This is a genomic window from Streptomyces sp. NPDC004539, from assembly GCF_040610055.1.
Taxonomy (GTDB): domain Bacteria; phylum Actinomycetota; class Actinomycetes; order Streptomycetales; family Streptomycetaceae; genus Streptomyces.
Map to the genome: position 1 here is coordinate 673017 of NZ_JBEXLS010000001.1, position 26106 is coordinate 699122.

Annotated in this window: 31 protein-coding genes; 15 read left to right on the forward strand and 16 right to left on the reverse strand. The window is 71.4% G+C overall.

The genetic code is table 11. From position 1 onward, the window contains the following. The first annotated feature begins 39 nt into the window (after positions 1-39). The gene (locus ABZX85_RS02915; RefSeq protein ID WP_355861963.1) at positions 40-192 is read left to right on the forward strand and encodes a hypothetical protein; all 153 of its coding nucleotides are present in this window, start codon (positions 40-42) and stop codon (positions 190-192) included. 84 nt (positions 193-276) lie between these two features. On the opposite strand, the gene ABZX85_RS02920 is transcribed toward ABZX85_RS02915, so the two are convergent. The 3 genes from ABZX85_RS02920 to ABZX85_RS02930 form a co-directional block, all read right to left on the reverse strand. Then, complete coding sequence (locus ABZX85_RS02920; RefSeq protein WP_355861965.1) at positions 277-882, reverse strand: MarC family protein; 606 nt, start codon at positions 880-882, stop codon at positions 277-279. Positions 883-930: 48 nt separating this feature from the next. Continuing rightward, a complete protein-coding gene (locus tag ABZX85_RS02925) occupies positions 931-1788 on the reverse strand; it encodes a PHP domain-containing protein (protein ID WP_355861967.1) in 858 nt (285 codons plus the stop codon). 159 nt (positions 1789-1947) lie between these two features. Next, positions 1948-2589: a DUF6758 family protein gene (locus ABZX85_RS02930; RefSeq protein ID WP_355861969.1), complete on the reverse strand. Its 642-nt coding sequence runs from the start codon at positions 2587-2589 to the stop codon at positions 1948-1950. A 122-nt stretch (positions 2590-2711) separates the two neighbouring features. On the opposite strand from ABZX85_RS02930, the gene ABZX85_RS02935 reads away from it, so the two are divergent. Continuing rightward, a complete protein-coding gene (locus ABZX85_RS02935) occupies positions 2712-3914 on the forward strand; it encodes an MFS transporter (protein WP_355861971.1) in 1203 nt (400 codons plus the stop codon). 24 nt (positions 3915-3938) lie between these two features. Here the strand turns inward: ABZX85_RS02935 and ABZX85_RS02940 are convergent, their stop codons facing one another. After that, complete coding sequence (locus ABZX85_RS02940; RefSeq protein WP_355861973.1) at positions 3939-4523, reverse strand: suppressor of fused domain protein; 585 nt, start codon at positions 4521-4523, stop codon at positions 3939-3941. A gap of 414 nt (positions 4524-4937) precedes the next feature. Here ABZX85_RS02940 and ABZX85_RS02945 point away from each other — a divergent pair, with 414 nt between their 5' ends. Both ABZX85_RS02945 and ABZX85_RS02950 read left to right on the forward strand, forming a co-directional pair. Continuing rightward, entirely contained in the window at positions 4938-6056 is a 1119-nt protein-coding gene (locus ABZX85_RS02945) for a magnesium and cobalt transport protein CorA (protein ID WP_355861975.1), read from the forward strand. A gap of 9 nt (positions 6057-6065) precedes the next feature. Continuing rightward, positions 6066-6575: a hypothetical protein gene (locus ABZX85_RS02950; protein WP_355861977.1), complete on the forward strand. Its 510-nt coding sequence runs from the start codon at positions 6066-6068 to the stop codon at positions 6573-6575. On the opposite strand, the gene ABZX85_RS02955 is transcribed toward ABZX85_RS02950, so the two are convergent. After that, positions 6572-7294, reverse strand: a complete 723-nt coding sequence (locus tag ABZX85_RS02955; RefSeq protein ID WP_355861979.1) for a hypothetical protein — start codon at positions 7292-7294, stop codon at positions 6572-6574. The two genes, ABZX85_RS02950 and ABZX85_RS02955, sit on opposite strands and share 4 nt — an antisense overlap. Positions 7295-7475: 181 nt before the next feature. Here ABZX85_RS02955 and ABZX85_RS02960 point away from each other — a divergent pair, with 181 nt between their 5' ends. The 4 genes from ABZX85_RS02960 to ABZX85_RS02975 are packed head-to-tail and all read left to right on the forward strand — an operon-like array spanning position 7476 to position 10716. Beyond that, positions 7476-8759 carry a CBS domain-containing protein gene (locus tag ABZX85_RS02960; RefSeq protein WP_355861981.1) on the forward strand — a complete coding sequence of 428 codons (1284 nt, stop codon included), beginning with the start codon at positions 7476-7478 and terminating at the stop codon, positions 8757-8759. Beyond that, positions 8749-9291 (forward strand): DUF1003 domain-containing protein, encoded by a 543-nt coding sequence (locus tag ABZX85_RS02965; protein ID WP_355861983.1) that lies wholly within the window; start codon positions 8749-8751, stop codon positions 9289-9291. The genes ABZX85_RS02960 and ABZX85_RS02965 overlap by 11 nt, the downstream gene beginning before the upstream one ends. Positions 9292-9334: 43 nt before the next feature. After that, positions 9335-10468 carry an Mrp/NBP35 family ATP-binding protein gene (locus ABZX85_RS02970; RefSeq protein ID WP_355861985.1) on the forward strand — a complete coding sequence of 378 codons (1134 nt, stop codon included), beginning with the start codon at positions 9335-9337 and terminating at the stop codon, positions 10466-10468. Between the two features lie 11 nt (positions 10469-10479). Then, positions 10480-10716, forward strand: a complete 237-nt coding sequence (locus ABZX85_RS02975; RefSeq protein ID WP_355861987.1) for an Imm21 family immunity protein — start codon at positions 10480-10482, stop codon at positions 10714-10716. A gap of 88 nt (positions 10717-10804) precedes the next feature. Here the strand turns inward: ABZX85_RS02975 and ABZX85_RS02980 are convergent, their stop codons facing one another. From ABZX85_RS02980 to sigE, 5 genes are all read right to left on the reverse strand, one after another. Beyond that, positions 10805-11464, reverse strand: coding sequence for a hypothetical protein (locus ABZX85_RS02980; RefSeq protein WP_355861989.1), 660 nt, complete (start codon positions 11462-11464; stop codon positions 10805-10807). Between the two features lie 123 nt (positions 11465-11587). Continuing rightward, positions 11588-12079, reverse strand: coding sequence for a sec-independent translocase (locus ABZX85_RS02985; RefSeq protein ID WP_355861991.1), 492 nt, complete (start codon positions 12077-12079; stop codon positions 11588-11590). Between the two features lie 184 nt (positions 12080-12263). Further along, entirely contained in the window at positions 12264-14084 is a 1821-nt protein-coding gene (locus ABZX85_RS02990) for a trypsin-like peptidase domain-containing protein (protein ID WP_355862324.1), read from the reverse strand. Between the two features lie 791 nt (positions 14085-14875). Beyond that, positions 14876-16054 (reverse strand): zf-HC2 domain-containing protein, encoded by a 1179-nt coding sequence (locus tag ABZX85_RS02995; RefSeq protein ID WP_355861993.1) that lies wholly within the window; start codon positions 16052-16054, stop codon positions 14876-14878. Continuing rightward, positions 16051-16755, reverse strand: a complete 705-nt coding sequence (gene sigE, locus ABZX85_RS03000; RefSeq protein WP_355861995.1) for an RNA polymerase sigma factor SigE — start codon at positions 16753-16755, stop codon at positions 16051-16053. The genes ABZX85_RS02995 and sigE overlap by 4 nt, the downstream gene beginning before the upstream one ends. A gap of 237 nt (positions 16756-16992) precedes the next feature. On the opposite strand from sigE, the gene ABZX85_RS03005 reads away from it, so the two are divergent. After that, entirely contained in the window at positions 16993-17691 is a 699-nt protein-coding gene (locus ABZX85_RS03005; protein ID WP_355862326.1) for an O-methyltransferase, read from the forward strand. Positions 17692-17793: 102 nt separating this feature from the next. Here ABZX85_RS03005 and ABZX85_RS03010 read toward each other — a convergent pair whose 3' ends face one another. Beyond that, complete coding sequence (locus tag ABZX85_RS03010; protein ID WP_187747395.1) at positions 17794-17961, reverse strand: DUF3117 domain-containing protein; 168 nt, start codon at positions 17959-17961, stop codon at positions 17794-17796. 371 nt (positions 17962-18332) lie between these two features. Between ABZX85_RS03010 and ABZX85_RS03015 the strand changes: the two genes are divergently transcribed. After that, complete coding sequence (locus ABZX85_RS03015) at positions 18333-19124, forward strand: enoyl-CoA hydratase-related protein (RefSeq protein WP_355861997.1); 792 nt, start codon at positions 18333-18335, stop codon at positions 19122-19124. Here ABZX85_RS03015 and ABZX85_RS03020 read toward each other — a convergent pair. Then, a complete protein-coding gene (locus ABZX85_RS03020) occupies positions 19121-19693 on the reverse strand; it encodes a DNA-3-methyladenine glycosylase I (RefSeq protein WP_355861999.1) in 573 nt (190 codons plus the stop codon). The two genes, ABZX85_RS03015 and ABZX85_RS03020, sit on opposite strands and share 4 nt — an antisense overlap. Then, positions 19690-20031: a DivIVA domain-containing protein gene (locus ABZX85_RS03025; protein ID WP_355862328.1), complete on the reverse strand. Its 342-nt coding sequence runs from the start codon at positions 20029-20031 to the stop codon at positions 19690-19692. Before ABZX85_RS03025 ends, ABZX85_RS03020 begins: the two co-directional genes overlap by 4 nt. Positions 20032-20151: 120 nt before the next feature. Here ABZX85_RS03025 and folP point away from each other — a divergent pair, with 120 nt between their 5' ends. Further along, positions 20152-21012: a dihydropteroate synthase gene (gene folP, locus ABZX85_RS03030; protein WP_355862001.1), complete on the forward strand. Its 861-nt coding sequence runs from the start codon at positions 20152-20154 to the stop codon at positions 21010-21012. Between the two features lie 3 nt (positions 21013-21015). Here folP and ABZX85_RS03035 read toward each other — a convergent pair whose 3' ends face one another. Beyond that, positions 21016-21471: a hypothetical protein gene (locus tag ABZX85_RS03035; RefSeq protein ID WP_355862003.1), complete on the reverse strand. Its 456-nt coding sequence runs from the start codon at positions 21469-21471 to the stop codon at positions 21016-21018. A gap of 64 nt (positions 21472-21535) precedes the next feature. Between ABZX85_RS03035 and ABZX85_RS03040 the strand changes: the two genes are divergently transcribed. Next, positions 21536-21919, forward strand: a complete 384-nt coding sequence (locus ABZX85_RS03040; RefSeq protein ID WP_355862005.1) for a MerR family transcriptional regulator — start codon at positions 21536-21538, stop codon at positions 21917-21919. A gap of 49 nt (positions 21920-21968) precedes the next feature. On the opposite strand, the gene ABZX85_RS03045 is transcribed toward ABZX85_RS03040, so the two are convergent. Both ABZX85_RS03045 and dapE read right to left on the reverse strand, forming a co-directional pair. Continuing rightward, entirely contained in the window at positions 21969-22715 is a 747-nt protein-coding gene (locus tag ABZX85_RS03045; RefSeq protein WP_355862007.1) for a TIGR00730 family Rossman fold protein, read from the reverse strand. Positions 22716-22795: 80 nt separating this feature from the next. Continuing rightward, a complete protein-coding gene (gene dapE, locus ABZX85_RS03050; protein ID WP_355862009.1) occupies positions 22796-23872 on the reverse strand; it encodes a succinyl-diaminopimelate desuccinylase in 1077 nt (358 codons plus the stop codon). A gap of 84 nt (positions 23873-23956) precedes the next feature. Between dapE and ABZX85_RS03055 the strand changes: the two genes are divergently transcribed. From ABZX85_RS03055 to ABZX85_RS03065, 3 genes are all read left to right on the forward strand, one after another. Beyond that, positions 23957-24913, forward strand: a complete 957-nt coding sequence (locus ABZX85_RS03055; protein WP_355862011.1) for a heavy metal transporter — start codon at positions 23957-23959, stop codon at positions 24911-24913. 272 nt (positions 24914-25185) lie between these two features. Next, entirely contained in the window at positions 25186-25626 is a 441-nt protein-coding gene (locus ABZX85_RS03060) for an ATP-binding protein (RefSeq protein ID WP_355862013.1), read from the forward strand. An 86-nt stretch (positions 25627-25712) separates the two neighbouring features. After that, the gene (locus tag ABZX85_RS03065) at positions 25713-26090 is read left to right on the forward strand and encodes a nuclear transport factor 2 family protein (protein WP_355862015.1); all 378 of its coding nucleotides are present in this window, start codon (positions 25713-25715) and stop codon (positions 26088-26090) included. Positions 26091-26106: the final 16 nt, after the last annotated feature.

The following is a 26106-nucleotide window of genomic DNA, read 5'->3' on the forward strand; positions in this document are numbered from 1 at the left end:
GATTCTCCTCAGGAGGACAACCGACGAAGGGAGAAGCCCATGCGCTTCGAAATCCTGCGACTCGACGACGTCGACGGCACGCCCGTGGACTGCACTGTCGTGGACGCCGCCTCCGTCAACCGGATCGTGCAGGACGCCGCCGCCATCGGGCAGCGCCTCTGGATTCGCCCGGCCGACCGCGCCGCCTCGTAACGCGCGAGCGCACCACACTTCAGAACCCCCGTACGGTGCCGATACCGTGCGGGGGTTCTGCACACACCAAGACATGTACGGGCCTCAGGACGCCCGGACCACCTGCGTCACCCCGTTGATGATCTGCTGCACCGCGATCGCCGACAGCATCATCCCGGCGAGGCGCGTCACGAGGACGACGCCCCCGTCCTTGATGACCTTGATGATCAGCAGCGAGTACCTCATCACCAGCCACAGCACAGCGTGGATCGCGAGGATCGCGCACCACACGGACACCTGCGTCGCGACGCTGTCCGCCTTCTGCACGGCCAGGATCACCGACACGATCGCCCCGGGACCGGCCAGCAGCGGCATCCCCAGCGGGACGAGCGCGACGTTGACGTCCTTGGTCTGCTTCGGTTCGTCGCTCTTTCCCGTCAACAGGTCCAGCGCGATCAACAGAAGCAACAGTCCGCCCGCGATCATCAACGCCGGCACCGAGACATGCAGATACGTCAGGATCTGGTGCCCCAGCAGCCCGAACACCGTGATCACCCCGCCGGCCACGCAGACGGCCTGGAACGCCATCCGCTTCTGCGTCCTCGCCGCGCGCCCCGAGGTCAGCGCGAGAAAGATCGGGGTGATCCCAGGGGGGTCCATGATGACAAAAAGGGTGAGAAAGAGGGAGCCGAAGACAGCGACGTCGAACATGGGAGGGGAAGCCTTGCGAAGTAGTGGGCGGAGGACACGTGACGAGCCTCAGGCTCCGCCGGCCCCCGGCACCGGGAACGCCCCCCACGCCCGGCGCGTGATCTCCCCGTACACCTCGGGGTCGGTCGTGTACTCCCCCAGCACGCACGTCTTGCGGCTGCCGTGGTAGTCGCTGGACCCGGTGACGAGGAGCCCCAGTTCGCGGGCGAGCCCCCGCAGCCGGGCCCGGGTGTCGTCGTCGTGGTCCATGTGGTCGACCTCGATGCCGTCGAGCCCGGCGGCGGCCAGCTCGGCGATGGCGGAGTCGGGGACGGTCAGGCCGCGCTTGCTGGCGCCGGGGTGGGCGAAGACGGTGACCCCGCCGGCCGCCTTGACGAGACGGATCGCCTCGAAGGGGTCGGTCTCGTGCTTGGCGACGTGCGCGCGACCGCCGTCCGCGAGCCACCGCTCGGTGAAGGCGTCGCCGACGGTCCCGACGACGCCCGCCTCGACGAGGGCCGCCGCGACATGGGGCCGCCCCACGGAGCCGTCCCCGGCGATCCGCGCGACCTGCTCCCAGCTCACGTCGACACCGAGTTCCCGGAGCCGGGCGACCATCGCCTGGGCACGCGGCACCCGGTCGTCCCGCACGAGCTCCCGCTCGGCGAGCAGCGCGGGCTCCTCGGGGTCGAAGAGGTAGGCCAGCATGTGCATCGAGACGCCGTCGATCCGGCAGGACAGTTCGGCGCCGGTGACGAGGGTCAGCCCCTCGGGGAGCGCGGCGATCGCCTCGCCGTACCCGCGCGTCGTGTCGTGGTCGGTGAGGGCGACGACGTCGAGGCCGGCGGCTGCGGCATTGCGGACCAGTTCGGCGGGGGTGTCGGTGCCGTCGGAGGCGGTGGAGTGGCAGTGCAGGTCGATGCGCACGGTGCGTACTCCAGACGGGACTGACGGAACGAGGGTGACCCAAGGATAACCGTCCCGGAGGGTGTGATTGTCACACCCCAAATCCCCGGTCACCCCTTACCGAACCTCGGCACCCCTTACCGAACCCCTGACACCCCTTGCCGAACCCCCCGGCACCCCTCACGGCCTCATCAGCCTCGGCGACAGCGCCCCGCACGGCACCATCTCCACCTCCGCCCCCGCGTCCCGCAGATCCGTCAGCACCAGCTCGTCGTACATCAGCATCCCGGACCGCTCGGGCCACACGACGGCCCACAGCCACATGCCCAGCGCCTCCCCGGCGAAGACCGCGCGGTCGTCGGGCGCCTCGGCGACATGCCACAGCGGGGTGGGCCGGCCGGCGGCCAGCACCTTGGCCTGCGCGGGCTTCTCGACGTCGAGATGCGGGCCGGGATCGGGCCCGTCGATGCCCGCGTAGCGCGCCCCGAGCCCCACCCCCAGCTCCTCGGCGACGAGGATCAGCTCGCCCATCCCGCCGAGCGGACCGGGACCGGTGCAGGCGACGGCGGTGGCCCGCCCCCCGCTGCGGTCGTCACCGGCGCACGCGACCCCCGTGAACAGCCAGCCCACCGGCAGCGGCCACGGCATCCACACGGGCACCTGGGTGCGGTGCACCACCACGCCGAGGGCCTCGACGCTGGGCGGGATCACAGGCTGCACCGGATGCACCGTGCCGTGGACACCGCACTGCCAGGTGTCGGCGAAGAGACCGGGAGCCCGGACCCGGCCACCACACTTCGGGCAACTGGGTTCGCCCCTCATAGAGCCCCACGGTCCTACCCTGACCGGCCCGCGTCAAGCCGAGATCACCCGTCCGAAGCCCGAACCCGGGGGAAAGTGAGTGCATGTTGCATTAATTAGGCGACCTAACTTACTATGTGTAAATGCCAACTATCTTCAAGCAGCCGAAGGCCGTGTGGGCGACGGCGGGCGCCTCGGTCGTCGCGTTCATGGGCATCGGCCTGGTCGACCCGATCCTCCCGTCGATCGCCAAGGGCCTGGAGGCGACGCCGAGTCAGGTCTCCCTGCTGTTCACGTCCTACTTCCTGATCACCGCGTTCGCCATGCTGATCACCGGCTTCGTCTCCAGCCGGATCGGCGGCAGGAAGACCCTCCTGCTCGGCCTCGCCCTGGTCGTCCTGTTCGCGGCGCTGGCCGGCACCTCCGGCTCGGTCGCCGAACTCGTCGGCTTCCGCGCGGGCTGGGGCCTCGGCAACGCCCTGTTCGTGTCGACGGCCCTCGCGGTCATCGTCGGCGCGGCGGCGGGCGGCAGCGCGGCGGCGATCCTGCTGTACGAGTCGGCGCTCGGCCTCGGCATGGCCTGCGGCCCGCTGCTCGGCGCGCTGCTGGGCGACGCGAGCTGGCGCTACCCCTTCTTCGGCACGGCGTTCCTGATGGCCGTCGGCTTCCTGTGCATCGCGGTCTTCCTGACGGAGCAGCCGAAGCCGGCGGCGAGGACGTCGGTCCTCGACCCGCTGAAGGCCCTCGGCCACGGCGGGCTCGCCTCGGCGGCGGCCTCGGCGTTCTTCTACAACTACACGTTCTTCACGGTCCTGGCCTTCACCCCGTTCGTCCTCGACATGACGCCCTACAAGTCGGGCGCCGTCTTCTTCGCCTGGGGTCTGCTGCTCGCGCTGTTCTCGGTCGTCGTCGCCCCGCGCCTCCAGGCCCGGTTCGGCTCGCTGAAGGTGCTCGGCGGCTCCCTGGTGCTGCTCGCGGCGGACGTCCTGGTCCTCGGGCACGGCGACCACGTCACGGCGATCGTCTGCACGGTCCTGTCCGGCGCGTTCATCGGCGTCAACAACACCGTCTACACGGAGCTGGCGCTCGGCGTCTCGGACGCCCCGCGCCCGGTGGCGAGCGCGGGCTACAACTTCGTCCGCTGGTTCGCGGCGGCTGCCGCGCCGTACTTCGCGCCGAAGATCGAGGAGTGGTCCGACATCCACATGCCGTTCACGGTGGCGGCGGTGACGGCCTTGATCGGCGCGGCAGTCGTCTTCGTACGGCGCGAGGCGCTGACCCGCGAGGTGGAGGACCACCGGACCGCGCACGCGACGCAGGACTCCGTCACGGTCTTCGCGAACTGACGGTGAGTTGAGTCACGTACGAGGTCAGTCCAGCGGGACGGATCTGCGGGCCGGGTCCCGGAGGTCCGTCCCGTTCGTCAGCCAGCGCTCCTGGAGGGCCTGCGCGCCGTGGACGCGTTTCCAGGCGGCCTCGTTGGGGGTCATCGGCAGGAGGGGGAGGAAGCGGACGGGGTCGAGGGGGGCGTCGAGTTCGAGGTCCTCGACGAGACCGCCGGGCTCGGCGACGAGTACGGAGGTGAAGGGGGCGCCTGGCCACAGGGGTCCGCCGACGTCCAGCGAGGCACCGGAGGCCACGACGACGCCCTCGACCTGCGGGGACGCGGCGAGGACGGCGAGCGGCCGGAGCACCTTGTCGGTGTCGGCGAGCCCGCCTCGCACCGAGAGGACCAGCTCCGCGCGGGGGCCCTCGACCGGGTCCGCGACAAAGGAGTTGGGGTCCGTCATGGGGTGCGCGGACATGCCGAGGGTGGCGTAGCGGACGATGCCGTCCCGCTGGAAACGGAGGACCTCGACGCGGTCGGTGCCGAGGAAGGTGACCGCCGCGCGGGCGTCCGGTTCGCCCAGCGCGGTACGCAACCGGGCCTCGACCAGGGGAAGAACATCAGCCATGTCGCGAGCATAGAACTCGTCAGTACGGGGCAAAGCAGCACCTTGACACTTCTGTCTGCTGATACTCTTGCCGAGTCGTTCTGGGCAGCTTGCAGAAGCACGCGTATCAAGCCCCGACGACGAGGATCTCCCTTACGAGGGACCGGCCGGAGGAGGTGGGGCTGTCATGGATCGAAGTCACCCGTGCAGTACCACTCGCTCTTTCCGCCGCTGACGCGACAGCGTTTCTCTTTTCTTCTCCTCGCCTTCTGCGGAAGAGCACTTCGTTAGCAAGCCACCGCGACGGTGCGGTGCTCCCCGCTTTGTGGACGTGCCAAACATCCTCACGCTCAGGACGTCCTCATTCCGGGCAGTTCCACCCGTCGGCGTGGCCGTTCGTCACCGAACGCGTCACCGATGCGAAGGAGCCCTGCCATGTCCATGATCCACAACCTGCGCGCCGCCACCTCCCTCCGCAAGGACCGCAAGCACGCCCCCGCGACGGGCGCGTACGACACGACGCGCGACCCCGCGACGCCGTCGGCGGTCGTCGACTGCGCCGTCTACCGGGACGGCACGCGCGTCTCGTACGACCGCTCCCTCACCCCGCACGAGGCGATGCGCCAGGTGCGCCGCTCCGGCGGGTTCGTGTGGATCGGGCTGCATGAGCCGACCGAGGCCGAATTCGCCGGTATCGCGGGGGAGTTCGGGCTGCACCCGCTCGCCGTCGAGGACGCCGTGCAGGCCCACCAGCGGCCCAAGCTGGAGCGGTACGACGACTCCCTGTTCACCGTCTTCAAGACCATCCACTACGTGGAGCACGCGCAACTCGACGCGAACAGCGAGGTCGTGGAGACCGGCGAGGTCATGTGCTTCACCGGCAAGGACTTCGTCATCACCGTCCGGCACGGCGGGCAGGGCTCGCTGCGTGCCCTGCGCCACCGGCTCCAGGACGACCCCGAGCTGCTCGCCAAGGGTCCCTCGGCCGTGCTGCACGCGATCGCCGACCACGTCGTCGACGGGTACATCGCCGTCGCGGACGCCGTCCAGGACGACATCGACGAGGTCGAGACGGAGGTGTTCTCGCCGGGCCGGGGCGGCTCGCCGCGCGGCACCGACCCGAGCCGGATCTACCAACTCAAGCGTGAGGTACTGGAGTTCAAGCGGGCCGTGTCGCCGCTGCTGCGGCCGATGCAGCTGCTGAGCGAGCGGCCGATGCGGCTCGTCGACCCCGACATCCAGAAGTACTTCCGGGACGTCGCCGACCACCTCGCGCGCGTCCAGGAACAGGTCCTCGGCTTCGACGAACTCCTCAACTCGATCCTCCAGGCCAACCTCGCGCAGGCGTCCGTCGCGCAGAACGAGGACATGCGCAAGATCACCTCGTGGGCGGCCATCATCGCCGTCCCCACGATGGTGTGCGGCGTCTACGGCATGAACTTCGACCACATGCCGGAGCTGCGCTGGAAGTACGGCTACCCGATGGTCATGACCGTCATCGTGACCATGTGCTTCGGCATCCACCGCACCCTCAAGCGCAACGGCTGGCTCTAGGCTGACGCCATGACGTCCCCCCTGGACCGGGCCCTCGTCGAAGAGGCCACGAAGAAGTCCGGCCTCGTCTGGGTCAAGGGCCCCGGCGCGGCTGCCCGCCCCCTGTGGCACACCTGGCACGACGGGGCGGCCCATGTCCTCGGGGACGGTCCCGGTGAACAGCCGCTGACCGGGCTCGCCGACGGGGACACCGCCGAGGTGACGGTCCGCAGCAAGGACAAGGGGGGCCGGCTGGTCACCTGGACCGCTCGGGTCGTCCGCGTGGCACCGGGCACGCCCGAATGGGACTCCGCCGCGGGCGAGTTGAAGGGCAAGCGGCTCAACGCCCCGGACGGCGAGGCCATGGTGGAGAGGTGGGCGAGGGAGTGCAGACTCCTGCGCCTGGAGCCGGCCGGCGAGACACTGCCCGCCCCCGAGGGCGACTTGGCGGCGAGACCGCTCCCGACGCCCGCGACGACGCGGGAACCGATCCCGGCAGGAGTACCGAAGCTGCTGTTCAGGAAACGCGAACGCCCCTAGGAAGCCGGGAGTTGCTTCCCGTAGTCCACCGTCTCCCCCTTCGCCGGCTCCGCCAGCGTGAAGTCCTGCCCCCACGACGAGAACGCCAACGACCCTGCGCTGCCCGCGCGTTGGAGCAGCAGCGGATACGGCTCCCCCTTGAGGGAGACGTCCAGCGTGCCGCCGCCCCCCTTGTCCCCCGTGATTCTGATCGTGCGGGTACCCGCCTGTTCGTGGTGCCCGTCCTTGGAGAGCGACCCGTGGAGGGTCAGGAGCCCGTCGAGAAGGAGGTCCTTGTCCGTGAAACCGCTGAACTTCGTGTACGAGGGATCGCCGGCCGGGATCTTGACGTACTTCCCGTCGAGCTTGCCGGCCGCGGCGGTCGCGTCCCCGTCCTGCTTCCAGAACTCGGCGTCCGCCTTGAGGTACAACTGCTCGCCGACCCGCAGCAGTTGGAACGTCGTCCCCTGCGAGGAGACCGACCCGCTGCCCCCGTCGTCCTTGAGCCGCATGTCGAGCCGGTACGTCCGCCCGCTGGTGACGACGGTCCCGGCGAGCCGCACGGCGTCCACCCCGGACGCCGCCTCCTTCGCCTTCGCCTGGATCTTCTCCGGCGCCAGCTTCCCCACCCCGTTGGTCCCCGCGTCGGGGTCCTCCCCGCACCCGGTCAGCCCCACGGCGAGCGCGCACACCGCCCCGAGCAGCGCGGTGCGGGTGCGGGCCGGAGAGGAAGCGGTCACGGCAGACGCTCGCTTTCTGGGCGGAGGTCGTGAGGGGCGGCGTACGGCAGCGTACCGGGGTCGTGAACGACCGGCGGACGCGCCTCTTCCGCACCCCTCACCAGGGCGTATCCGATCGGGACGGGCTAGCCTTAAGCCCTCCCGAGCCGACAATCCGGACCATTGCAAAGGAACCTCAGTCATGGCAGCCGGCGCCCCCCGGATCTTCGTCTCGCACCTCTCCGGTGTCGCCGTCTTCGACCCGAACGGCGACCAGGTCGGCCGGGTGCGCGACATGGTCGTCATGCTGCGCACGAACCGCAGAGCACCCCGTCTCCTCGGCCTGGTCGTCGAGCTGTCCACGCGCCGCCGGATCTTCCTGCCGATGACCCGGGTGACGGGCGTGCAGTCGGGCCAGGTCCTGACGACCGGCGTCCTGAACGTCCGCCGCTTCGAGCAGCGCCCCACCGAGCGCCTCGTCTTCGGCGAGCTCCTCGACCGCCGGGTCACCCTCGCGGAGACCGGCGAGGAGGCGACCGTCCTCGATCTGTCGGTGCAGCAGCTGACGGCCCGCCGGGAGTGGGAGGTGGACCGGGTCTTCCTGCGCAAGGGGCGGCCCGCGAGCGCGTTCCGCCGGGCGAAGGGCGAGGCGGTGACCGTCGAGTGGGGGGCCGTCGACGGGATCTCGCTGGAGGAGGAGGGGCAGGGCGCCGAGACCCTCCTCGCGACGTTCGAGCAGCTGCGCCCGGCGGACCTCGCGAACGTCCTGCACCACCTCTCCGCCAAGCGGCGCGGCGAGGTCGCGGCGGCCCTCGACGACGACCGGCTGGCCGACGTCCTCGAAGAGCTCCCGGAGGACGACCAGATCGAGATCCTCGGCAAGCTGAAGGAGGAGCGCGCGGCGGACGTCCTGGAGGCGATGGACCCGGACGACGCGGCCGACCTCCTCGCCGAGCTGCCGGAGGCCGACCAGGAGCGGCTGCTGTCGCTGATGGAGCCGGACGACGCGGCGGACATGCGGCGCCTGCTGACGTACGAGGAGCACACGGCGGGCGGTCTGATGACGACCGAGCCGATCGTCCTGCGGCCGGACGCGACCGTCGCCGACGCCCTCGCCCGCGTCCGCGAGCCCGACCTCTCCCCCGCGCTCGCCGCGCAGGTCTACGTCTGCCGCCCGCCCGACGAGACGCCGACCGGCAAGTACCTCGGCACGGTCCACTTCCAGCGCCTGTTGCGCGACCCCCCGTACACGCTCGTCGGCTCGATCATCGACGACGACCTGCGGCCCCTCGACCCGGACGCCGCGCTGCCGGTCGTCGCCGGGTTCTTCGCGACGTACGACATGGTCGCGGCGCCGGTCGTGGACGACTCGGGGTCGCTGCTCGGGGCGGTGACCGTGGACGACGTGCTGGACCACATGCTGCCGCAGGACTGGCGGGAGACGGAGTTCGACTCCGGGGAGGAGGGGGTCAGCGATGGCGCCTGAGAAGACGTCCACCAGTGCGCGTCCGCGCGTACGGCTCGACCAGCCGCGTCCGCAGCGGCGGCGGCTGCTGCCGGAGTGGGACCCGGAGGCGTTCGGGCGGCTGTCGGAGCGGATCGCGCGGTTCCTGGGGACCGGGCGGTTCATCGTCTGGATGACCGTCGTCATCGTCGTCTGGGTGCTGTGGAACATCTTCGCGCCGAGCGCCCTGCGGTTCGACAACTACCCGTTCATCTTCCTCACGCTCATGCTCTCCCTCCAGGCGTCGTACGCCGCTCCGCTGATCCTGCTCGCGCAGAACCGGCAGGACGACCGGGCGCGGGTGGACCTCGAACTGGACCGCAAGCAGAACGAGCGGTCGATCGCGGACACCGAGTACCTGACGCGGGAGATCGCCGCGCTGCGGATCGGGCTCGGGGAGGTCGCGACGCGGGACTGGATCAGGTCGGAGTTGCAGGACCTCGTCAAGGAGCTGGACGGGCAGGGTGTATTCCCGGCGGATCGGTCGTCCGTGCGTGACGTAGACGACCGCTGAGGGGCGTGTGGGGGAGCCCTGTGGCCGCCGTACCATCGTCTGTATGGCTAGCGAAGACGCGGTGCGCGAGGCACTGGCGACGGTGAACGACCCCGAGATCAACCGGCCCATCACCGAGCTGGGGATGGTCAAATCGGTGGAGATCGGCGCGGACGGCGTGGTCGCGGTGGCGGTGTACCTGACCGTCTCCGGCTGCCCGATGCGCGACACGATCACCCAGCGCGTGACGGACGCGGTCGGCGCGGTCGAGGGGGTCACCCGGGTCGACGTCACGCTCGACGTGATGAGCGACGAGCAGCGCAAGGAGCTGGCGACGGCGCTGCGCGGCGGCCAGACCGAGCGCGAGGTGCCGTTCGCGAAACCGGGCTCTCTCACGCGCGTGTACGCGGTCGCCTCCGGCAAGGGCGGGGTCGGCAAGTCCTCGGTGACGGTCAACCTCGCCGCCGCGATGGCCGCGGACGGGCTGAAGGTGGGGGTCGTCGACGCCGACATCTACGGCCACTCCGTGCCCCGCATGCTCGGTGCGGACGGGCGTCCCACGCAGGTCGAGAACATGATCATGCCGCCCTCCGCGAACGGCGTGAAGGTCATCTCCATCGGCATGTTCATCGAGGGCAACGCGCCCGTCGTCTGGCGTGGTCCGATGCTCCACCGCGCGCTCCAGCAGTTCCTGGCGGACGTCTACTGGGGCGACCTGGACGTCCTGCTCCTCGACCTCCCGCCGGGCACCGGTGACATCGCCATCTCGGTGGCCCAGCTCGTCCCCAACGCCGAGATCCTGGTGGTGACGACCCCTCAGCAGGCCGCCGCCGAGGTCGCCGAGCGCGCGGGCTCCATCGCCGTCCAGACCCACCAGAAGATCGTCGGCGTCGTCGAGAACATGGCCGGCCTGCCCTGCCCCCACTGCGACGAGATGGTCGACGTCTTCGGCACGGGCGGCGGCCAGACCGTCGCGGACGGCCTGACGCGCACCACCGGCGCGACGGTCCCCGTCCTCGGCTCCATCCCCATCGACGTCCGCCTCCGCGAGGGCGGCGACGACGGCAGGCCGGTCGTCCTCACCGACCCGGACAGCCCCGCCGGAGCGGCACTGCGAGGCATCGCGGGCAAACTCGGCGGACGCCAGCGCGGCCTCTCGGGGCTGTCGCTGGGCATCACCCCGAGGAACAAGTTCTGAGGTACGACTGGGTGGACTCGGAGGGCGGCCCACTGGTGGTCGTCCCCGTCTCCGCGCGGTGGAGAGCCTTGCCGGTGTGGTCCCCGGGCGGGGCGCTGGTACTGGCGGGCGACCCCGCGAGCACCCGCTACCTCCCCGAGCACCGCGCCTTCCTTCGCTGGAGCGCCGCCGACTCCGAGACGGGGCTGAGGGCCGCCGCAGAGACGGTGCTCGCGCCGAGCCACTCCCCCGGGCGCCGATACCGCTGACTGCCGGCGGGTCCGGGCGGTGTACGTCGAGGCGGAGGAGAACTGGGTCGGTCTGGTCCAGCTTCTCCCCGCCGGGTGACGTCGCGGACTACGCGTACTCCTCGACGTCCTTGACCGTCGAGAAGCCCAGGCCGTACGCGCTCATCCCCCGCCCGTACGCTCCCAGGTGGACGCCCTGCTGGGTGGAGCCGGCGAGGACCCAGCCGAACTCGGACTCCCGGTAGTGGAACGGGGTGGGCACCCCGTCGACGGGGAGCGTCAGGGTCGACCAGTCGTCGCCGTCGAGGTCGTCGGCCAGTACCCAGGCCGTCTCGGTCTGCTGGTCCAGCCAGTCGTCGCGCAGACTGTGATCCATCTGACCGGGCCAGGTGAACGACAGCAGGCCGACGCCGGCCAGCCAGGCGGCGGAGGAGACGGACGTCGCCTCCAGCAACCCCGTGCCGTCGGCGCTCCTCCGGGACGGATTCGCCGCGACCGTGACGACGACCGCGAACTTGCCCCGGTCCTCCCCGGCCGTCTCGTGGCGGACGGACGGCTCGTCACCGTGTCCGATGGAACCGTGTTCGACCGCCCCGTCGGCCGCGGCCCCGACCTGCATCAGCCACCGGCGCCCCGTGTACGCCTCGTCCAGGCCGTACCAGGGAAAGGGCGCCTCCAGGAAGCCGTCAACGGTGCGCCGGGCGGCGGAAGCGGGTTGTCCGCCCTCCGCGACCGGCGCCTGCGCGACCGCTCGACTTGTCGTCTCCATGTGCCCGGACGCCTCCTCGCTCTCGGCGGACCGGTACGGCCCGCCCCCCTTCGGGCGCACACGTCCGGTCCGCACAACAACTCGGCAGCATATCCACCCCGGTGAGCACCCCGGGCGTACGGCTCAGGTGGCGTCGTAGTCGAAGGGGGGCCGGTTGTCGTCCGGCTTCTTCGTGAGATCCGGCTTCGAGAGGTCCGGCTTGCTCAGATCGGCCTTGCCCAGATCCGGCGCCGCGACGTCGGGCTTGCTCATGTCGACTTTGCCGGCGGGCAGCGGCGTGGACGCGGACTCGGCCGTGGTGTGGACCGCGTCGGCGACCTCCGCCATCTCCTTCTTCAGGTCGAACCCGTTGCGGATCTCCTTGAGCCCCAGCTCGTCGTTGTCCAGCTGCTTGCGGATGAACGTCTTGGGGTTGAGGTCCTCAAACTCGAAGTCCTTGAACTCGGGGCCCAGCTCCGTACGGATGTCCTGCTTGGCGCTCTCCGAGAACTCGCGGATCTTCCGGATCGTGCGCGTCACGTCCTGGATGACCTTGGGGAGCTTGTCCGGACCGAAGATGAGCACGGCCAGGACTGCGAGCGTCACCAGCTCAAGCGGTCCTATGTCATTGAACACCTGAAGCTCCTTGCGATGTCCTCGGCCGACGGCCCCACGGTACCTGTCGCACCTGTCGTACCGGTACCGCCCGGAGCTCTCCGGACCGTCCCGAACGGGCGGTTTTCCGCGATGTTTGCCTAGTGGGAGGGGTGCGCGCGGGCCACCTGTGACGTTTCTGTCAGTTCCCGCCCGCACCCTTTTCTCACCCTCCGGCACTCCCCAGCACCAGCGACATCGCCCTCGGCTTCCCGTCGCGGACGACCGTCAGCTCCAGCTTGTCGCCCGGCCGGTGCGCCCTGACCTTGACGATCAGCTCGTCGCTGGAGTCGATGGGCCTGCCGTCCACCTCGGTGATCACGTCACCCGGTTCGATCCCGGCGAGGTCGCCGGGGCCGCCGACGGTCACCGGCGGGCCGGCCTCCCCGCTGTCCGTCCTGACGCGGGCGCCCTGGCCGGTGTAGGAGAGGTCGAGGGTGATGCCGATGATCGGGTGGGTCGCGCGGCCCGTGGCGATCAGTTCCTCGGCGATCCGCTTTCCCTGGTTCACGGGAATCGCGAATCCGAGCCCGACGGAACCCGACTGGCCGGTGCCGGCGTCCGTGCCGCCCGCCGAACGGATCGCTGAATTGATGCCGATGACCCGGCCGCGCGCGTCCAGCAAAGGGCCGCCGGAATTCCCCGGGTTTATCGGCGCGTCCGTCTGCAACGCGTCCACGTACGACACGTCGCTCCCGTCCCCACCTGCGGTGATCGGCCGTTCCTTGGCGCTGATGATGCCGGAGGTGACCGTCCCGGAAAGGTCGAAGGGGGCGCCGATCGCGACGACCGGATCACCTACCTGGACCCCGTCGGAATTCCCGAGGGGAAGCGGGGTGAGATTCCGTACGCCTTTGACTCTGACGACCGCGAGATCGTATCCGGCGTCCCGGCCGACGATCTCGCCGGCGACGGCCTGGCCGCCGTTGAAGACGACCGTTATCTCACCGCCGTTCCCGGCGGGCTGGACCACGTGGTTGTTCGTGAGGATGTGGCCCCGGTCGTCCAGCACGAAGCCCGTGCCCGTCCCGGACTCGCCGCTCCCCTTCACATGCAGCGTCACGACGCTCGGCAACGCCCTCGCGGCGATCCCCGCGACGCTGTCCGCGTCCCGCCCGGCCGGCTCCGGCGCGGCCTGCGGCAGCTCGATCCCGCCGATGCCGTTCCGCTCCAGCTTCACGCCCACGTACCCGCCGATCCCACCGGACACCACCGCGATCAACACCGCGCCCGCGAGAATCCCCTTCCACCGCTCCCTCCTCTTCTGCCCCTCCGACAGCACCCCCTCCCCCGTCTGCTGCAACGGCCCCGCCCGCCAGGGGTCGTACCGCCCCCAAGCCTCCCCCGGATGCCGCACAGGCGGCGCCTCAGCCCACGGCCCGGGCTGCCCGTAGGGGGGCGTGCTGTAGGCGTCGGAGCGGTGGAGGGGTTGAGAGGCGGCGTGGAAGGGGGGTTCGGGTACGAGGGGGGCGGGGGTGTCCGGGGTGGGGTGGAGGGGGGCTGCGGACACGGGGGCCGCGGGGGTGTCCGGGGTGAGGTGCAGGGGGGTTCCGGGCGCCGGGGTTCCGAGGAGGTCCGGCGCGCTCTGGAGGGGGGCTCCGGACACGGGGGCGCCAAGGGCGTCCGGCGCGCCCTGGAGCAGGGCTGCGGGCTCCGGGGGTCCGAGGACGTCCGGCGTGGGGTGGAAGGGGGCTTCCGGCACGGGGGCGCCAAGAGCGTCCGGCGCGCTGTGAAGCAAGGCTGCGGGCTCCGGGTGTCCGGGGGCGTCCGGCATGGGGTGGAGGGGGGCTCCGGACACGGGGGCACCAAGGGCGTCCGGCGCGCTGTCGGGCTCGGGAGTTGCGAGGGTGTCCGGCGTGCTCTGGAGAGGCGTTTCGGATGCGAGGGTTCCGGAGGTGTCCGGCGCGGCGTCGAGGGCCGTCTCCGGCGCGTGGGGCGTGGGGGCGTCCGGTGCCGGGGCGGGGGGCGTCTCCGGTCCGGCGGACATGGCGGCTCCCGCGCCCGGCTCCCCCTTCAGCAAGGACACCACCGGCCGCTCCGGTTCCTTCAACTCGTAATCCCCGCCGCCCGTTCGGGGCCGGGCCAGCTCGAAGTCCCCGGCGTCCTCGTCCCGGCCGCGCACAAGCTCCTCCTCCGTACCGCCGACGACCACGCCCTCAGCCCCTTCCGAAGCCCCTTCCGAACGCCTGGCGCCGAGATCCGCCGAGGCGCTCGGCTCACCGCACCTCACCACGGCCGCCCCGGCCGAGCCGTACCGCTCCTCGCCCCCTCGGGGCGCTCCAGCCCGCGCAACCGACGCCGCGCCGCTTCCGGCCAGGCCGGGCTGCCCCGCAGTCCCGCCAGGAATCGCCTCGGCGCCCCCGGCAGCCTCCTCCTCGGCCACTGCGGACTCTCCGGCCGACGCGACCGACACCGTGCCGCCTCGGGCCGGGCCGAACGCCCCCACAGCCCCATCGGAAATCGCCTCAGGGGTCGCCCGAAACTCCTCGCCGCCCCCGATGACACCCCCCTCGACCACTCCGGACTCCCCGGCCCGCGCAACCGACGTCGCCTCGGGCACCGCCCTCGCCTCGGTGACCGGTGTGTCCGAGGGGGCCCCGGACAGTGCGGCCCCCTCGACTCCCCTCGGCTCCCTGTCCATGTTCTCCCCACCAGCCGACCGCGGCCGGACACGTTGGGGCGGCTGGTCGGACGTCGTCTGCGCGTCCGGCCGGGCCGGCGTGGACGCGGGTTCTCGCTGGATTCAACCAGGTCGGGCCACGGTGCGCAGACGGTGTGTCAGCGGGCCTCGGGGGCGGAGGTGGCGTCGGGGGACAGCAGCCCGGGGGTGGTGGGCCAGGTCACGGAGAGCGGACGTATCAGCGGGGACATGGCGGCGGCACCGGCGACGACCGGCGCGGTCAGTGCGCGCAGCGCCTCTTCGTGGCGCGCGGAGGCCGGGGTGGGGATACCCGGCAGCAGCGGCGCGGCCACTTCCGTGGGGGCGGCCGGGGCGTCGCGCAGGACCCCCTGCCCGCCCTGGGAGAGGAGCGGCCCGGCGGAACGGCGACGGGAGGAGTCGGGGACGGCCGCCCCCGACCCCGGCGCCCGGGACGGCGTGACGTTGCTGCCCGCCCCGCCCCTCGCCTCGGTCGACTGGTCGATCGGCGCGGACCCGGTGACCCCGCCGAGCGCGATCGCGGCGAGCGACACGGCCCCGGCGGCGACGAACGCGAACCGCATGCTCCGGGAGCGCTCCTCGTGCCGTACGACGGGATGGACCGGGAAGCCCTTCCCGGCGACGGACGCGGAGAACGCGGCGGCGGTGGCGGCGTTGCTGTCGGCCGCGGCGGAGGCAGCGGCTGCGGCGGACGCGCGGGAGGCCCGAACGGACGCCCGCGGAACCCGGGTCCCTCCGTTCACCCCGGGCGCTCCGGGCATCCCGGGAGCCTCGGCGGCCACGGACGCCTCACCGGCCGGCAGAACCATGTCCCCGGCGCCTACGCCCTCCCGCTCCTCCCCCACCAGATACCCGAACTCGAACGGCTCCCCGGGGCGCCCCCCGAAGACCGGCCCGCTCCCGAACGGCTCGGAGTCCCCGAACCCGCCGGACCCTCTGGTCCCGCCGAGCCCCCCGAACCCCCGGGAGCCGAGTCTGGAACCCCGGTCGGCTCCGAGGGCGCCGCCGCCGAGCGGACTGCCGGGGCCCTCGGGCCCACCGCCCCCGGGCAGCCCCTGGAGGCGCGCGAGGAAGCTCTCGGAGGGAGCCGGCGGGGCCACCTCGGAGAAGACGCTCTTGAGCCGGCGCTGCTCGTCGACCTCGGCCTTGCACTTGGGGCAGGTCGCGACATGCGCGAGGACGCGCTCGCGCGCGTCATGGCCCAGCTCTCCGTCCACCAGGGCGGAGAGCCGGTCGCCTAGATGCTGCTCCGCGTGGTACACGGAGGGTTTGGGCCTGGAGCCACCGAGTCCACTCACGCGGTCGCGCCCCCTCCCCCCAGAACGGGGACACGGGCCATGAACGTCCGCCGGCGCTCGGCCTCGCGCGCCTGCGGCGAGCGGTGCGCGAGGGCCTTGCGGAGCTGGGAGCGGCCCCGGTGGATACGGGAGCGGACGGTGCCGAGTTTGACGCCCAGGGTCGCCGCGATCTCCTCGTACGACAGCCCCTCGATGTCGCACAGCACGACGGCCGCGCGGAACTCGGGCGCGAGGGTGTCCAGCGCCTGCTGGACGTCCGCGTCGAAGTGGGCGTCGTTGAAGAGCTGCTGCGGCGTCGGCTCCTTGCTGGCGAGCCGCTCCGCCGCGTCCTCCCCGAGGGAGTCGAAGCGGATGCGCTGCTTGCGGCGGACCATGTCGAGGAAGAGGTTGGTGGTGATGCGGTGGAGCCAGCCCTCGAAGGTGCCCGGGGTGTAGGTGGACAGGGAGCGGAAGACGCGGACGAAGACCTCCTGCGTGAGGTCCTCGGCGTCGTGCTGGTTGCCCGTCAGGCGGTAGGCCAGGCGGTAGACACGGCCGCTGTGCGTGCTGACGATCTCCTCCCACGTGGGCGGAGTCCACGCCTGCCCGTCCGCGTCGGTGGAGAAGGTCGCGGTCTGGGCGTAGTCGCCGGCGTGGCTGCGGTCAGCGGTGTCGTTCACGGATTTCGGCCTGCCCGCCGACCCGAGAAAGCGCCGGAGCACTCCTCCCCGATCCACAGACTGGGCCGCACCTCCCCTGTCGGCTCTGGTGGTGTCCAGTGGAGCCCCTACCATAGCCACCTCGCCCGTTAGCTCCGGATAAGCGGTTTTACCTGAATTTGATCTGGGCTGATACGGCTCATACGGCTGCGTCCTGCCGAACTCGCCGCCCCACCCGCCTTCGTGATCCAACTGTGTCCCCCCATCACCGTTCCCACCCCTTCAAACGTCCGGTCCCATCTGCGGGTTCCCGCCCGCAGCGGATACAGTCACGCCGAAGCACATCGTGGGGATGAGGAGAGGGTCATTACCGGCAACCGGCAGGCAAGCTGGGCGTTCGCCGACGCCTACGCCGCCGAGGACGACGCACTGCGCTGGGCCCGTGACCGGGCCCGTGAGGCAGGGCTGCGCTCGGTGTCGCCCAGCACGGGCGCCGCGCTGCGGTTGCTGGCCGCCACGGTCGACGCGAAGGCGGTCGCCGAGATCGGCACCGGCACCGGCGTCTCCGGTCTCCACCTCCTGCACGGCATGCGGCCGGACGGCGTCCTGACGACCGTCGACCCCGAGCCGGAGCACCAGCAGTTCGCCCGGCAGGCGTTCCGCGCCTGCGGGTTCGCCAGCAACCGGGCGCGGTTCATCCCGGGGCGCGCGCTGGACGTGCTGCCGCGGCTCGCCGACTCCGGCTACGACCTCGTCTTCTGCGACGGGGATCGGCTGGAACTGCTCGACTATCTAGCTGAATCGTTGCGCCTGCTGCGGCCCGGCGGGCTGGTCGTCTTCGAGGGCGTCTTCGCGAGCGGCCGTACCGTCGACTCGGGTCCGCAGCCCACGGAGGTCGTCCGGGTGCGCGAGCTGCTGCGCACGGTGCGGGAGAGCACCGAGCTGGTGGTGTCGCTGCTGCCGGTGGGCGACGGGCTGCTGTGCGCGGTCAAGCGCTGACCCGCGAAAAGTCCGAGGCCGGCGTCGTACGCCCGTGGTGAAAACGACAGCCCCGGCGCCGCACGCGATGCCGGGACTGTCGTAAGGGGCACTTCTTCTTCGTCAGCTGACGACCTTGTTGAGGGCCTCGCCGAGCGCCAGGGCCTCGTCAGGGGTCAGCTCGACGACGAGCCGCCCGCCGCCTTCGAGCGGAACGCGCATGACGATGCCCCGCCCCTCTTTGGTCACCTCAAGCGGGCCGTCGCCCGTCCGCGGCTTCATGGCCGCCATGCTCGTTCCCCTTCCTGAAACCAGCTCAACCGTCAAAGCCGACGGCCCCTGGGAGGGCACGCGCGGTCCTGCGTGGGACACGCGACACCGGCATCGAACACATTGCTTCCAAGCCATTATCCCGCATCTCAGGACCCGATGACCAACTTCGGACGGCATCGCTTGGGCAACGCGCGCGAGCAAAACCACCCAATTCGGCGCTGTGGCTGCGATACTGCGCCGCCGCGCGGCGTTAGGCCGTCCGAGAACGGGCCCGGATTCTTTGACGCAGGTCACACGTCCCGTCCGGTCCTCGGACGGAGAACTCCGCCATGCTGAGCACCTGACGACGTTTCCGAACACGTTGCGATTTCGATGCGGAGGGGCACTCCATGGCCGACACGGTGCTGTACGAGGTGACCGACGGGCTCGCGGTCATCACCCTGAACCGTCCGGAGGCGATGAACGCGCTGAACGTCGCGACGAAGGTCGCCCTGCGGGACGCGGTCGAGTCGGCGGCCGGCGACCCCTCCGTGCGGGCGATCCTGCTGACCGCCGCCGGGGAGCGGGCGTTCTGCGTGGGCCAGGACCTCAAGGAGCACATCGGGCTGCTGGCCGAGGGGTCGGACGTCGTGATGAGCACCGTCGGCGAGCACTACAACCCGATCACCCGGGCGCTGACCGGCGCCGCGAAGCCGGTCGTCGCCGCGGTGAACGGGGTGGCCGCCGGGGCCGGGTTCGGGTTCGCCCTCGCGGCCGACTACCGGATCGTCGCGGACACCGCCTCCTTCAACACGTCCTTCGCGGGGGTCGCGCTGACCGCCGACTCCGGGATCTCCTGGACCCTCCCGCGCGTGGTGGGCCCCTCCAGGGCGACGGACCTGCTGCTCTTCCCGCGCAGCATCGGCGCCCAGGACGCGCTGGACCTGGGCATCGCCAACAAGGTCGTCCCGGCCGCCGACCTGCGCGAGGAGGCCCTGAAGCTGGCCCGCGCCCTGGCCGAGGGCCCGACCGTCGCCTACGGCGCCATCAAGGAGTCGGTCGCCTTCGGGTTGACGCACTCGTTGACGGAGACCCTCGACAAGGAGGACGAGTTGCAGTCCCGCGCGGGGGCGGCGGAGGACCACAGGATCGCGGTGTCGGCGTTCGTCAATAAGGAGACGCCGAAGTACGTGGGGCGCTAACCGCGCGCGCCGCAGTCCTTGAGGTGGTCGTCGACGAGCCCGCACGCCTGCATCAGCGCGTACGCCGTGGTCGGCCCGACGAACCTGAGGCCCCGCTTCTTCAGCTCCTTGGCCAGCGCCTTCGACTCGTCGGTGACGGCGGGGACGTCGGAGAGGGTCCTCGGCGCCTTGCGGGGCTTCTTCGGGGCGTGGGACCAGATCAGCTCGTCCAGCTCGCCCGGCGCCCAGTCGACGAGCACGCGCGCGTTGGCCATCGTCGCGTCGACCTTCGCGCGGTTGCGGATGATCCCGGGGTCGTCGAGGAGGCGCGTGCGGTCCTCGTCGGTGAAGGCGGCGACCTTGGCGATGTCGAAGCCGCTGAAGGCCGTACGGAAGGTCGGGCGGCGGCGCAGGATCGTGATCCAGGAGAGGCCGGACTGGAAGGCTTCCAGGCTGAGGCGCTCGAAGAGGGCGTCGTCGCCGTGGACCGGGCGGCCCCACTCCTCGTCGTGGTACGCGACGTAGTCCGGCGTGGAGAGCGCCCAGGGGCAGCGCAGGACGCCGTCGGGGCCGGCGATCGCGTCGGTCACTGGGCGTCCTCCGGGGCGGTCGCCTGCTTCTCGACGGAGACGCGGGGGGCCGTCAGCGCGGCCTCCAGGTCGGCGATCCGGGCGTCGCGTTCGGAGAGTTCGGCGGCGAGGCGGCCGAGCGCGTCGTCCACGTCGGACATGCGGTAGCCGCGGGCGGCGAGCGGGAAGCGGAGGGTGTCGACGTCGGCGCGGGTGACCGGGCGGTCCCACGGCAGCGGGTCGTGCAGCCGCTGCGGGGCCTCCTCGGGGAGCGGTCCCGTGCCCTCGCCGCCGCCCACCACGGCGAGCGTCACCGCGGCGACCACCACGGCGAGCGCGATGACCAGGAACAAGAACATAACCATCGGCGGGCCCCGCTCGGAAGTCGGATGTGTTGTGCCCCGATCGTGCCATGCGTGCCGGGCGGTTAGGGTCTCAGGCGGCGGATGTCCCGCATGTACTAGGAGAGGTCACAGGGGATGCTCAGGCTGGGCAGGCGTGAATTCGGTACGCACGAGCCGGTGATCATGGCGATCGTCAACCGGACCCCCGACTCCTTCTACGACCAGGGCGCGACGTACGACGACGAGCCCGCCCTCGCGCGCGTGGCCCAGGCCGTCGCCGAGGGCGCCGCGATCGTCGACATCGGCGGCGTCAAGGCGGGTCCCGGCGAGGAGGTCACGGCGGCGGAGGAGGCCCGCCGGACCGTCGGTTTCGTCGCGGAGGTCCGCCGCCGGTTCCCCGAGGTGATCATCAGCGTCGACACCTGGCGCGCCTCGGTCGGCGAGGCCGTCTGCGAGGCGGGCGCGGACCTCCTGAACGACGCGTGGGGCGGTGTGGACCCCGGTCTGGCGGAGGTGGCGGCCAGCTACGGCGCCGGCCTCGTCTGCACCCACGCGGGCCGCTCCGAGCCCCGTACCCGCCCCCACCGCGTCGCCTACGACGACGTCATGACCGACATCCTCGACGTCACCCTCGGCCTCGCGGAACGCGCCGTGTCCCTCGGTGTCCCCCGCGAGTCGATCCTCATCGACCCCGGCCACGACTTCGGCAAGAACACCCGCCACAGCCTGGAGGCGACCCGCCGCCTCGGCGAGATGGCCGCCACGGGCTGGCCGGTGCTGGTGTCCTTGTCCAACAAGGACTTCGTCGGCGAGACCCTGGACCGGCCGGTCAAGGAGCGGTTGATCGGGACCCTGGCGACCACCGCCGTGTCGGCGTGGCTGGGGGCGCAGGTGTACCGGGTCCACGAGGTCGCCGAGACGCGGCAGGTCCTCGACATGGTCGCGTCGATCGCGGGCCACCGGGAACCGGCGGTGGCCCGGCGGGGGCTGGCGTGAGGGTCAGCGGTCGAGGTGTACGCGACAGCGCGACGGCCTTGTGAGAGGAGCCGCGCGGTCCGTGCGCGAGTGGCGCCACGGCAGGAGCTGAGCGATGCCGAACGCCGCCTCCACCACCAGGAACAGCCACAGGACCTTGATGCCGTGTGTGAGTGCGTACGCCAGCCAGGTGGAGAACAGGACGCGCGCCGCGCCGTCGTAGAGGCCGTGGAGGGGGAGGGCGTGGCGGATGCGCAGAACCGCCCAGATGACGACCACGGAGGCCATGAGGTTGGCGTAGAGGGTCTGGAGGGGGGTGGTGGGAGGCAGGGGGCCCAGGTGCAGGGCGGTGCCCAGGGAGGAGAGCGCCGCGTGGGTGAGGTGGTAGGTCCAGGGGGTGGTGAAACCCGCGGTGACCAGGAGGTCGTACCAGGCGCTGACGCGCACCAGGCGGAGGTACTGGGGGTGGGAGACGGACATGGGGGGACCGTAGACAGTGGAGTACTGTCCAAGGTCAAGTCCGGAGTCTGCGACGGGGGTTGGGATGCGGATCGGGGAACTCGCCGCGCGTACGGGGGTGTCGCGGGACACCATCCGGTTCTACGAGAAGGTCGGGATCGTCGCGGGACGGCGGCTCGGGAACGGGTACCGGGACTTTCCCGTCGAGACCGTTCCCTGGCTGGGGTACGTGCGGACGGCACAGACGCTCGGGTTCTCGCTCGCCGAGATCGCGCGGCACGGCGCCGAGTTGGGAGAGGCGGAGGACTCGGCGGAGGCGTTGTCCGCGCTGTTCGCCGAGAAGATCCGGGTGGTTGACGCGCGGATGGCGGAACTGGCCGCGCTGCGAGCGGAGTTGGAGGCGAGGGCGGGGACGGGATGCCCGTTGGCGAAGAGCCCCGGCGGGCGAGGCGCGGCCACCGACGGCTGACGGCGCGGCCGAGAGCCACGCCGTCACGCCCCCGCGTCAGGTCAACGGCTCAGCGCGCCGCCTCCTTCGACACCAGCGCGACCGCCTCGTCCACGTCGTCCGTGACGTGGAACAGCAGCAGGTCCTTCTCGGACGCCTTGCCCTCGGCGACGAGGGTGTTCTTGATCCAGTCGACGAGGCCGCCCCAGTACTCCGTGCCGAACAGCACGATGGGGAAGCGGGTGACCTTCTGGGTCTGGACGAGGGTGAGCGCCTCGAAGAGTTCGTCGAGGGTGCCGAGGCCGCCGGGCAGGACCACGAACCCCTGCGCGTACTTGACGAACATCATCTTGCGGACGAAGAAGTACCGGAAGTTCAGGCCGATGTCGACGTAGGGGTTGAGCCCCTGCTCGAAGGGCAGCTCGATGCCGAGGCCCACCGAGATGCCGCCCGCCTCGCAGGCCCCCTTGTTGGCGGCCTCCATCGCGCCGGGCCCGCCGCCGGTGATGACGGCCCAGCCCGCGTCGACCAGAGCGTGCCCGAGTTGCACGCCCGCCTGGTACTCCGGGGACTCCGGCTTCGTCCGCGCCGAGCCGAACACGCTGATCGCGGGCGGGAGTTCGGCGAGGGTGCCGAAGCCCTCGATGAACTCCGACTGGATGCGCAGGACCCGCCAGGGGTCGGTGTGGACCCAGTCGGAGGGGCCGCCCGCGTCGAGGAGGCGCTGATCCGTGGTGCTCGCCGTGACTTGGGAGCGCCTGCGCAGGACCGGCCCCAGACGCTGTTCTTCCGGCTTGGGGGTTCCCTCGACCGTCATGTGCGCTCCCTTCACTTGCTGTTGTTCCGTACCTCAGCCTAGATCCGCCGGGGTTACAGGCGGGGGACGTCGGCGTGTCCTCAGCTGGTCAGCCAGGTCCGCAGGCGCTCCTCGGCGTGCAGGATCTTCGCCGTCTCGACGCGCTCGTCCCGCTTGTGCGCCAACAGCGGGTTGCCCGGCCCGTAGTTGACGGCCGGGACGCCGAGCGAGGAGAAGCGGCTGACGTCGGTCCAGCCGAACTTCGGCATGGGGGTGCCGCCGACCGCCTCGACGAAGGCCGCGGCGGCGGGGTGGGAGAGGCCGGGGAGGGCGCCGGGGCTGTGGTCGGTGACGGTGAAGTCGTCGTAGCAGTCCGCGAAGACCTCACGGACGTGCGCGATCGCCTCGTCCTCGGTGCGGTCCGGCGCGTAGCGGAAGTTGACGGTGACGACGCACTCGTCCGGGATGACATTCCCCGCGACCCCGCCGGCGATCCCGACCGCGTTGAGCCCCTCGTGGTACTCCAGGCCGTCGATGACCGGGCGGCGGGGTTCGTACGCCGCGAGGCGGGCCAGGATCGGGGCGGCGGCGTGGATCGCGTTGGCGCCCATCCAGGAGCGGGCCGAGTGCGCGCGCTCGCCCTTCGTGCGCAGCTGGACGCGCAACGTGCCCTGGCAGCCGCCCTCGACCTGGCCGTCGGACGGCTCCAGCAGCACCGCGAAGTCCCCGGCCAGCCACTCGGGGTGGGCGCGGGCGACGTGGCCGAGGCCGTTGCGGGTGGCCTCGACCTCCTCGTTGTCGTAGAAGATGAAGGTGAGGTCCCGGTTGGGCTCGGACACCGTCACCGCGACGCGGAGCTGGACCGCCACCCCGGACTTCATGTCGCAGGTGCCGCAGCCCCACAGGACGCCGTCGGCGTCGAGCCGGGAGGGGACGTTGTCGGCGATCGGGACCGTGTCGATGTGGCCGGCGAGGATCACCCGCTCCGGCAGGCCGAGTTCGGTGCGGGCGATCACGTTGTTGCCGTGACGGTCGACCGTCAGATGCGGAAGGGCCCGCAGAGCGGCCTCGATCGCGTCGGCGAGGGGCTCTTCCGTACCGCTCTCGGAGGGGAAGTCGACGAGACGCGCGGTGAGCGCGGCGGCATCCAGAGTGAGGTCAAGTGGGGTGTCGGCCATGGCATCGACCCTAACGCGCCAAGCCGCACACCCAGTCTTCACACCTGGCACACCGGCAACCGTACTCTCCAGTACCTTGTACGCGTGTCAGCCCCGTCCCCCTCTTCCAAGCGCCGTGGCCGTGCTGTGCGCTCCCTCGCCGCGGTCGTCGTCCTGCTCGCCGTCGCGGGCTATGTGGTGGTGCAGTACATCACCGGAGGGACGGGTGACCCGGGCTGCAAAGTCGTCTCCGCCCAGAAGGGCGGCAAGACCTACGAGTTCACGCCGGAGCAGGCGGTGAACGCGGCGACGATCACGGCCGTCGGCACGAACCGGGGGATGCCGCAGCGGGCGGTGACGATCGCGCTGGCGACCGCGCTCCAGGAGTCCGGGCTGCGCAACCTCGCGCACGGCGACCGGGATTCGCTCGGCCTCTTCCAGCAGCGGCCCTCGCAGGGCTGGGGCACCGAGGCGCAGGTCCAGGACCCGGCGTACTCGGCGAACATCTTCTACGAGCACCTCGAAAAGGTCCGCGACTACGCCGACCTCCCCCTCACCGTCGCCGCGCAGCGCGTCCAGCGCAGCGGGTACCCGGACGCGTACGCCAAGCACGAGCCCGACGCGACGGTCCTCGCCGCCGCGCTCACCGGCCAGTCGGCCGCGACCCTGACCTGTACGGGACGGCCCGACGCGACCGTCGTCCGGACCGGCGCCGAGGCCGTACGGACCGCGCTGGTGCGGGACTTCGGGCGCAGCGCCGTCCAGACGACCGGGACGGCGTCCTCGGCCGGTACGCAGGAGGAGGGGCCCACCGCGACGAGCGGCGGCGAGACCGTCTCGCTCCCGGTCGTCGGCGACACGTCCTCCGCCGGGCGCTCCGTCCCCCAGCGGGGCTGGCAGCTCGCGCACTGGGCCGTCGCCAACTCCTCGGCCCTGCACATCCAGCGGGTCAGCTACGCCGGGCAGACGTGGGTCGCCGGGAACAGCGACAGCCAGTGGCGGGCGGCCGGTACGAGCCGGGCGGACGGCGAGGAGTCCGTGCGGATCACGACCGATCAGTAGTACGAGGGGTCAGCCTTCCGGGGTACGCGCGGTGATGTGGGGCGGCGGGATCTCGCCCCTCAGGGGGCCTCGTCGTCGTACCCCTCGAATTCCTTGGGAACACAGGGGTTCGGTGGGGTCGTGGGGTTTCGCGGACGACGGTCTTTGCCCGTTTTTATCCACAGCCGATAATGCGACGCATTACCAAGTCTTTACGTTCGGGGTTCGCAACCTTCCTGGGGCGTCGGGCTGTTCTCACGGCGTCAGAGTCCGAACCAGCTTGTAGGAGCGACATGTCCTCCCTTCCCCTGACCCGTCGGATCGCCCGTGCCGCGCTGCTCGTCGCCGCGGGGGCTGCCGCCGGGGTCGGGGCTGCCGGCTCCGCCAGTGCGGCGCCGTCTGCTCCCGTGCCGAGTCTCGGCGGGTTGACCTCGCTCGACACGGCCAGTGTCTCCAACACGCTCGACACGACCGCCGAGGGCGCGACCCAGACCGTGGGCCAGAACGGTGGCAAGGTCGCCGAGCAGGCGGTCCCCGGGGTCGGCAAGAGCGGCGGACAGGCCGTGAAGAAGGTGACGCCCCCGGCGTCGAAGACCGCGGGGGCCACCGCCGGGGCCTCCGGCGACCTCGTGGGCGAGACCGCCAAGGGGGCGACGAAGGGCGGCCTGCCGACGGACTCGCTCACCAAGGGCGCCCAGACGCTGCCGCTGAAGGGGCTGCCGCTCGGCGGCTGACGCCCGGTGAGAACCGCGGGGTCCGAGGGGGGGTTCCCCTTCGGACCCCGTTGCCGTTCCGGGACGGTTCACCGTATTACTGGGGCATGCAGGAAGAGACAGCGCGCTCCGCGATCGACACGTTCATCTCCGCGTTCAACGCCTCGGACGACGGCTATGTGACCGCCCTCCTCTCCCAGGCCCTGACCTCGGACGTGGTCTTCTGGGGGCCGTTGGGCCGCAGCGAGGGGATCGAGGCGGTCGAGCGGTTCGTGCTGGACATCCGGCGCCACCCGGCGGGGACCGGCACGATGGTGCGCTGCTCGACGGTGGACATGCCGGACGAGTGGGCCCGCTACCAGTGGGTCTTCACCACACCGGACGGAGGCCCCAGGCTCGCGGGAACGGACGTCGTCCATCTGCGGCGGAGCCTCATCGACCAGGTCATCGTCTTCGCCGGGGAGATCGAGCCGACCGCCGCTTGAGCCTCCGTCGCGGTCC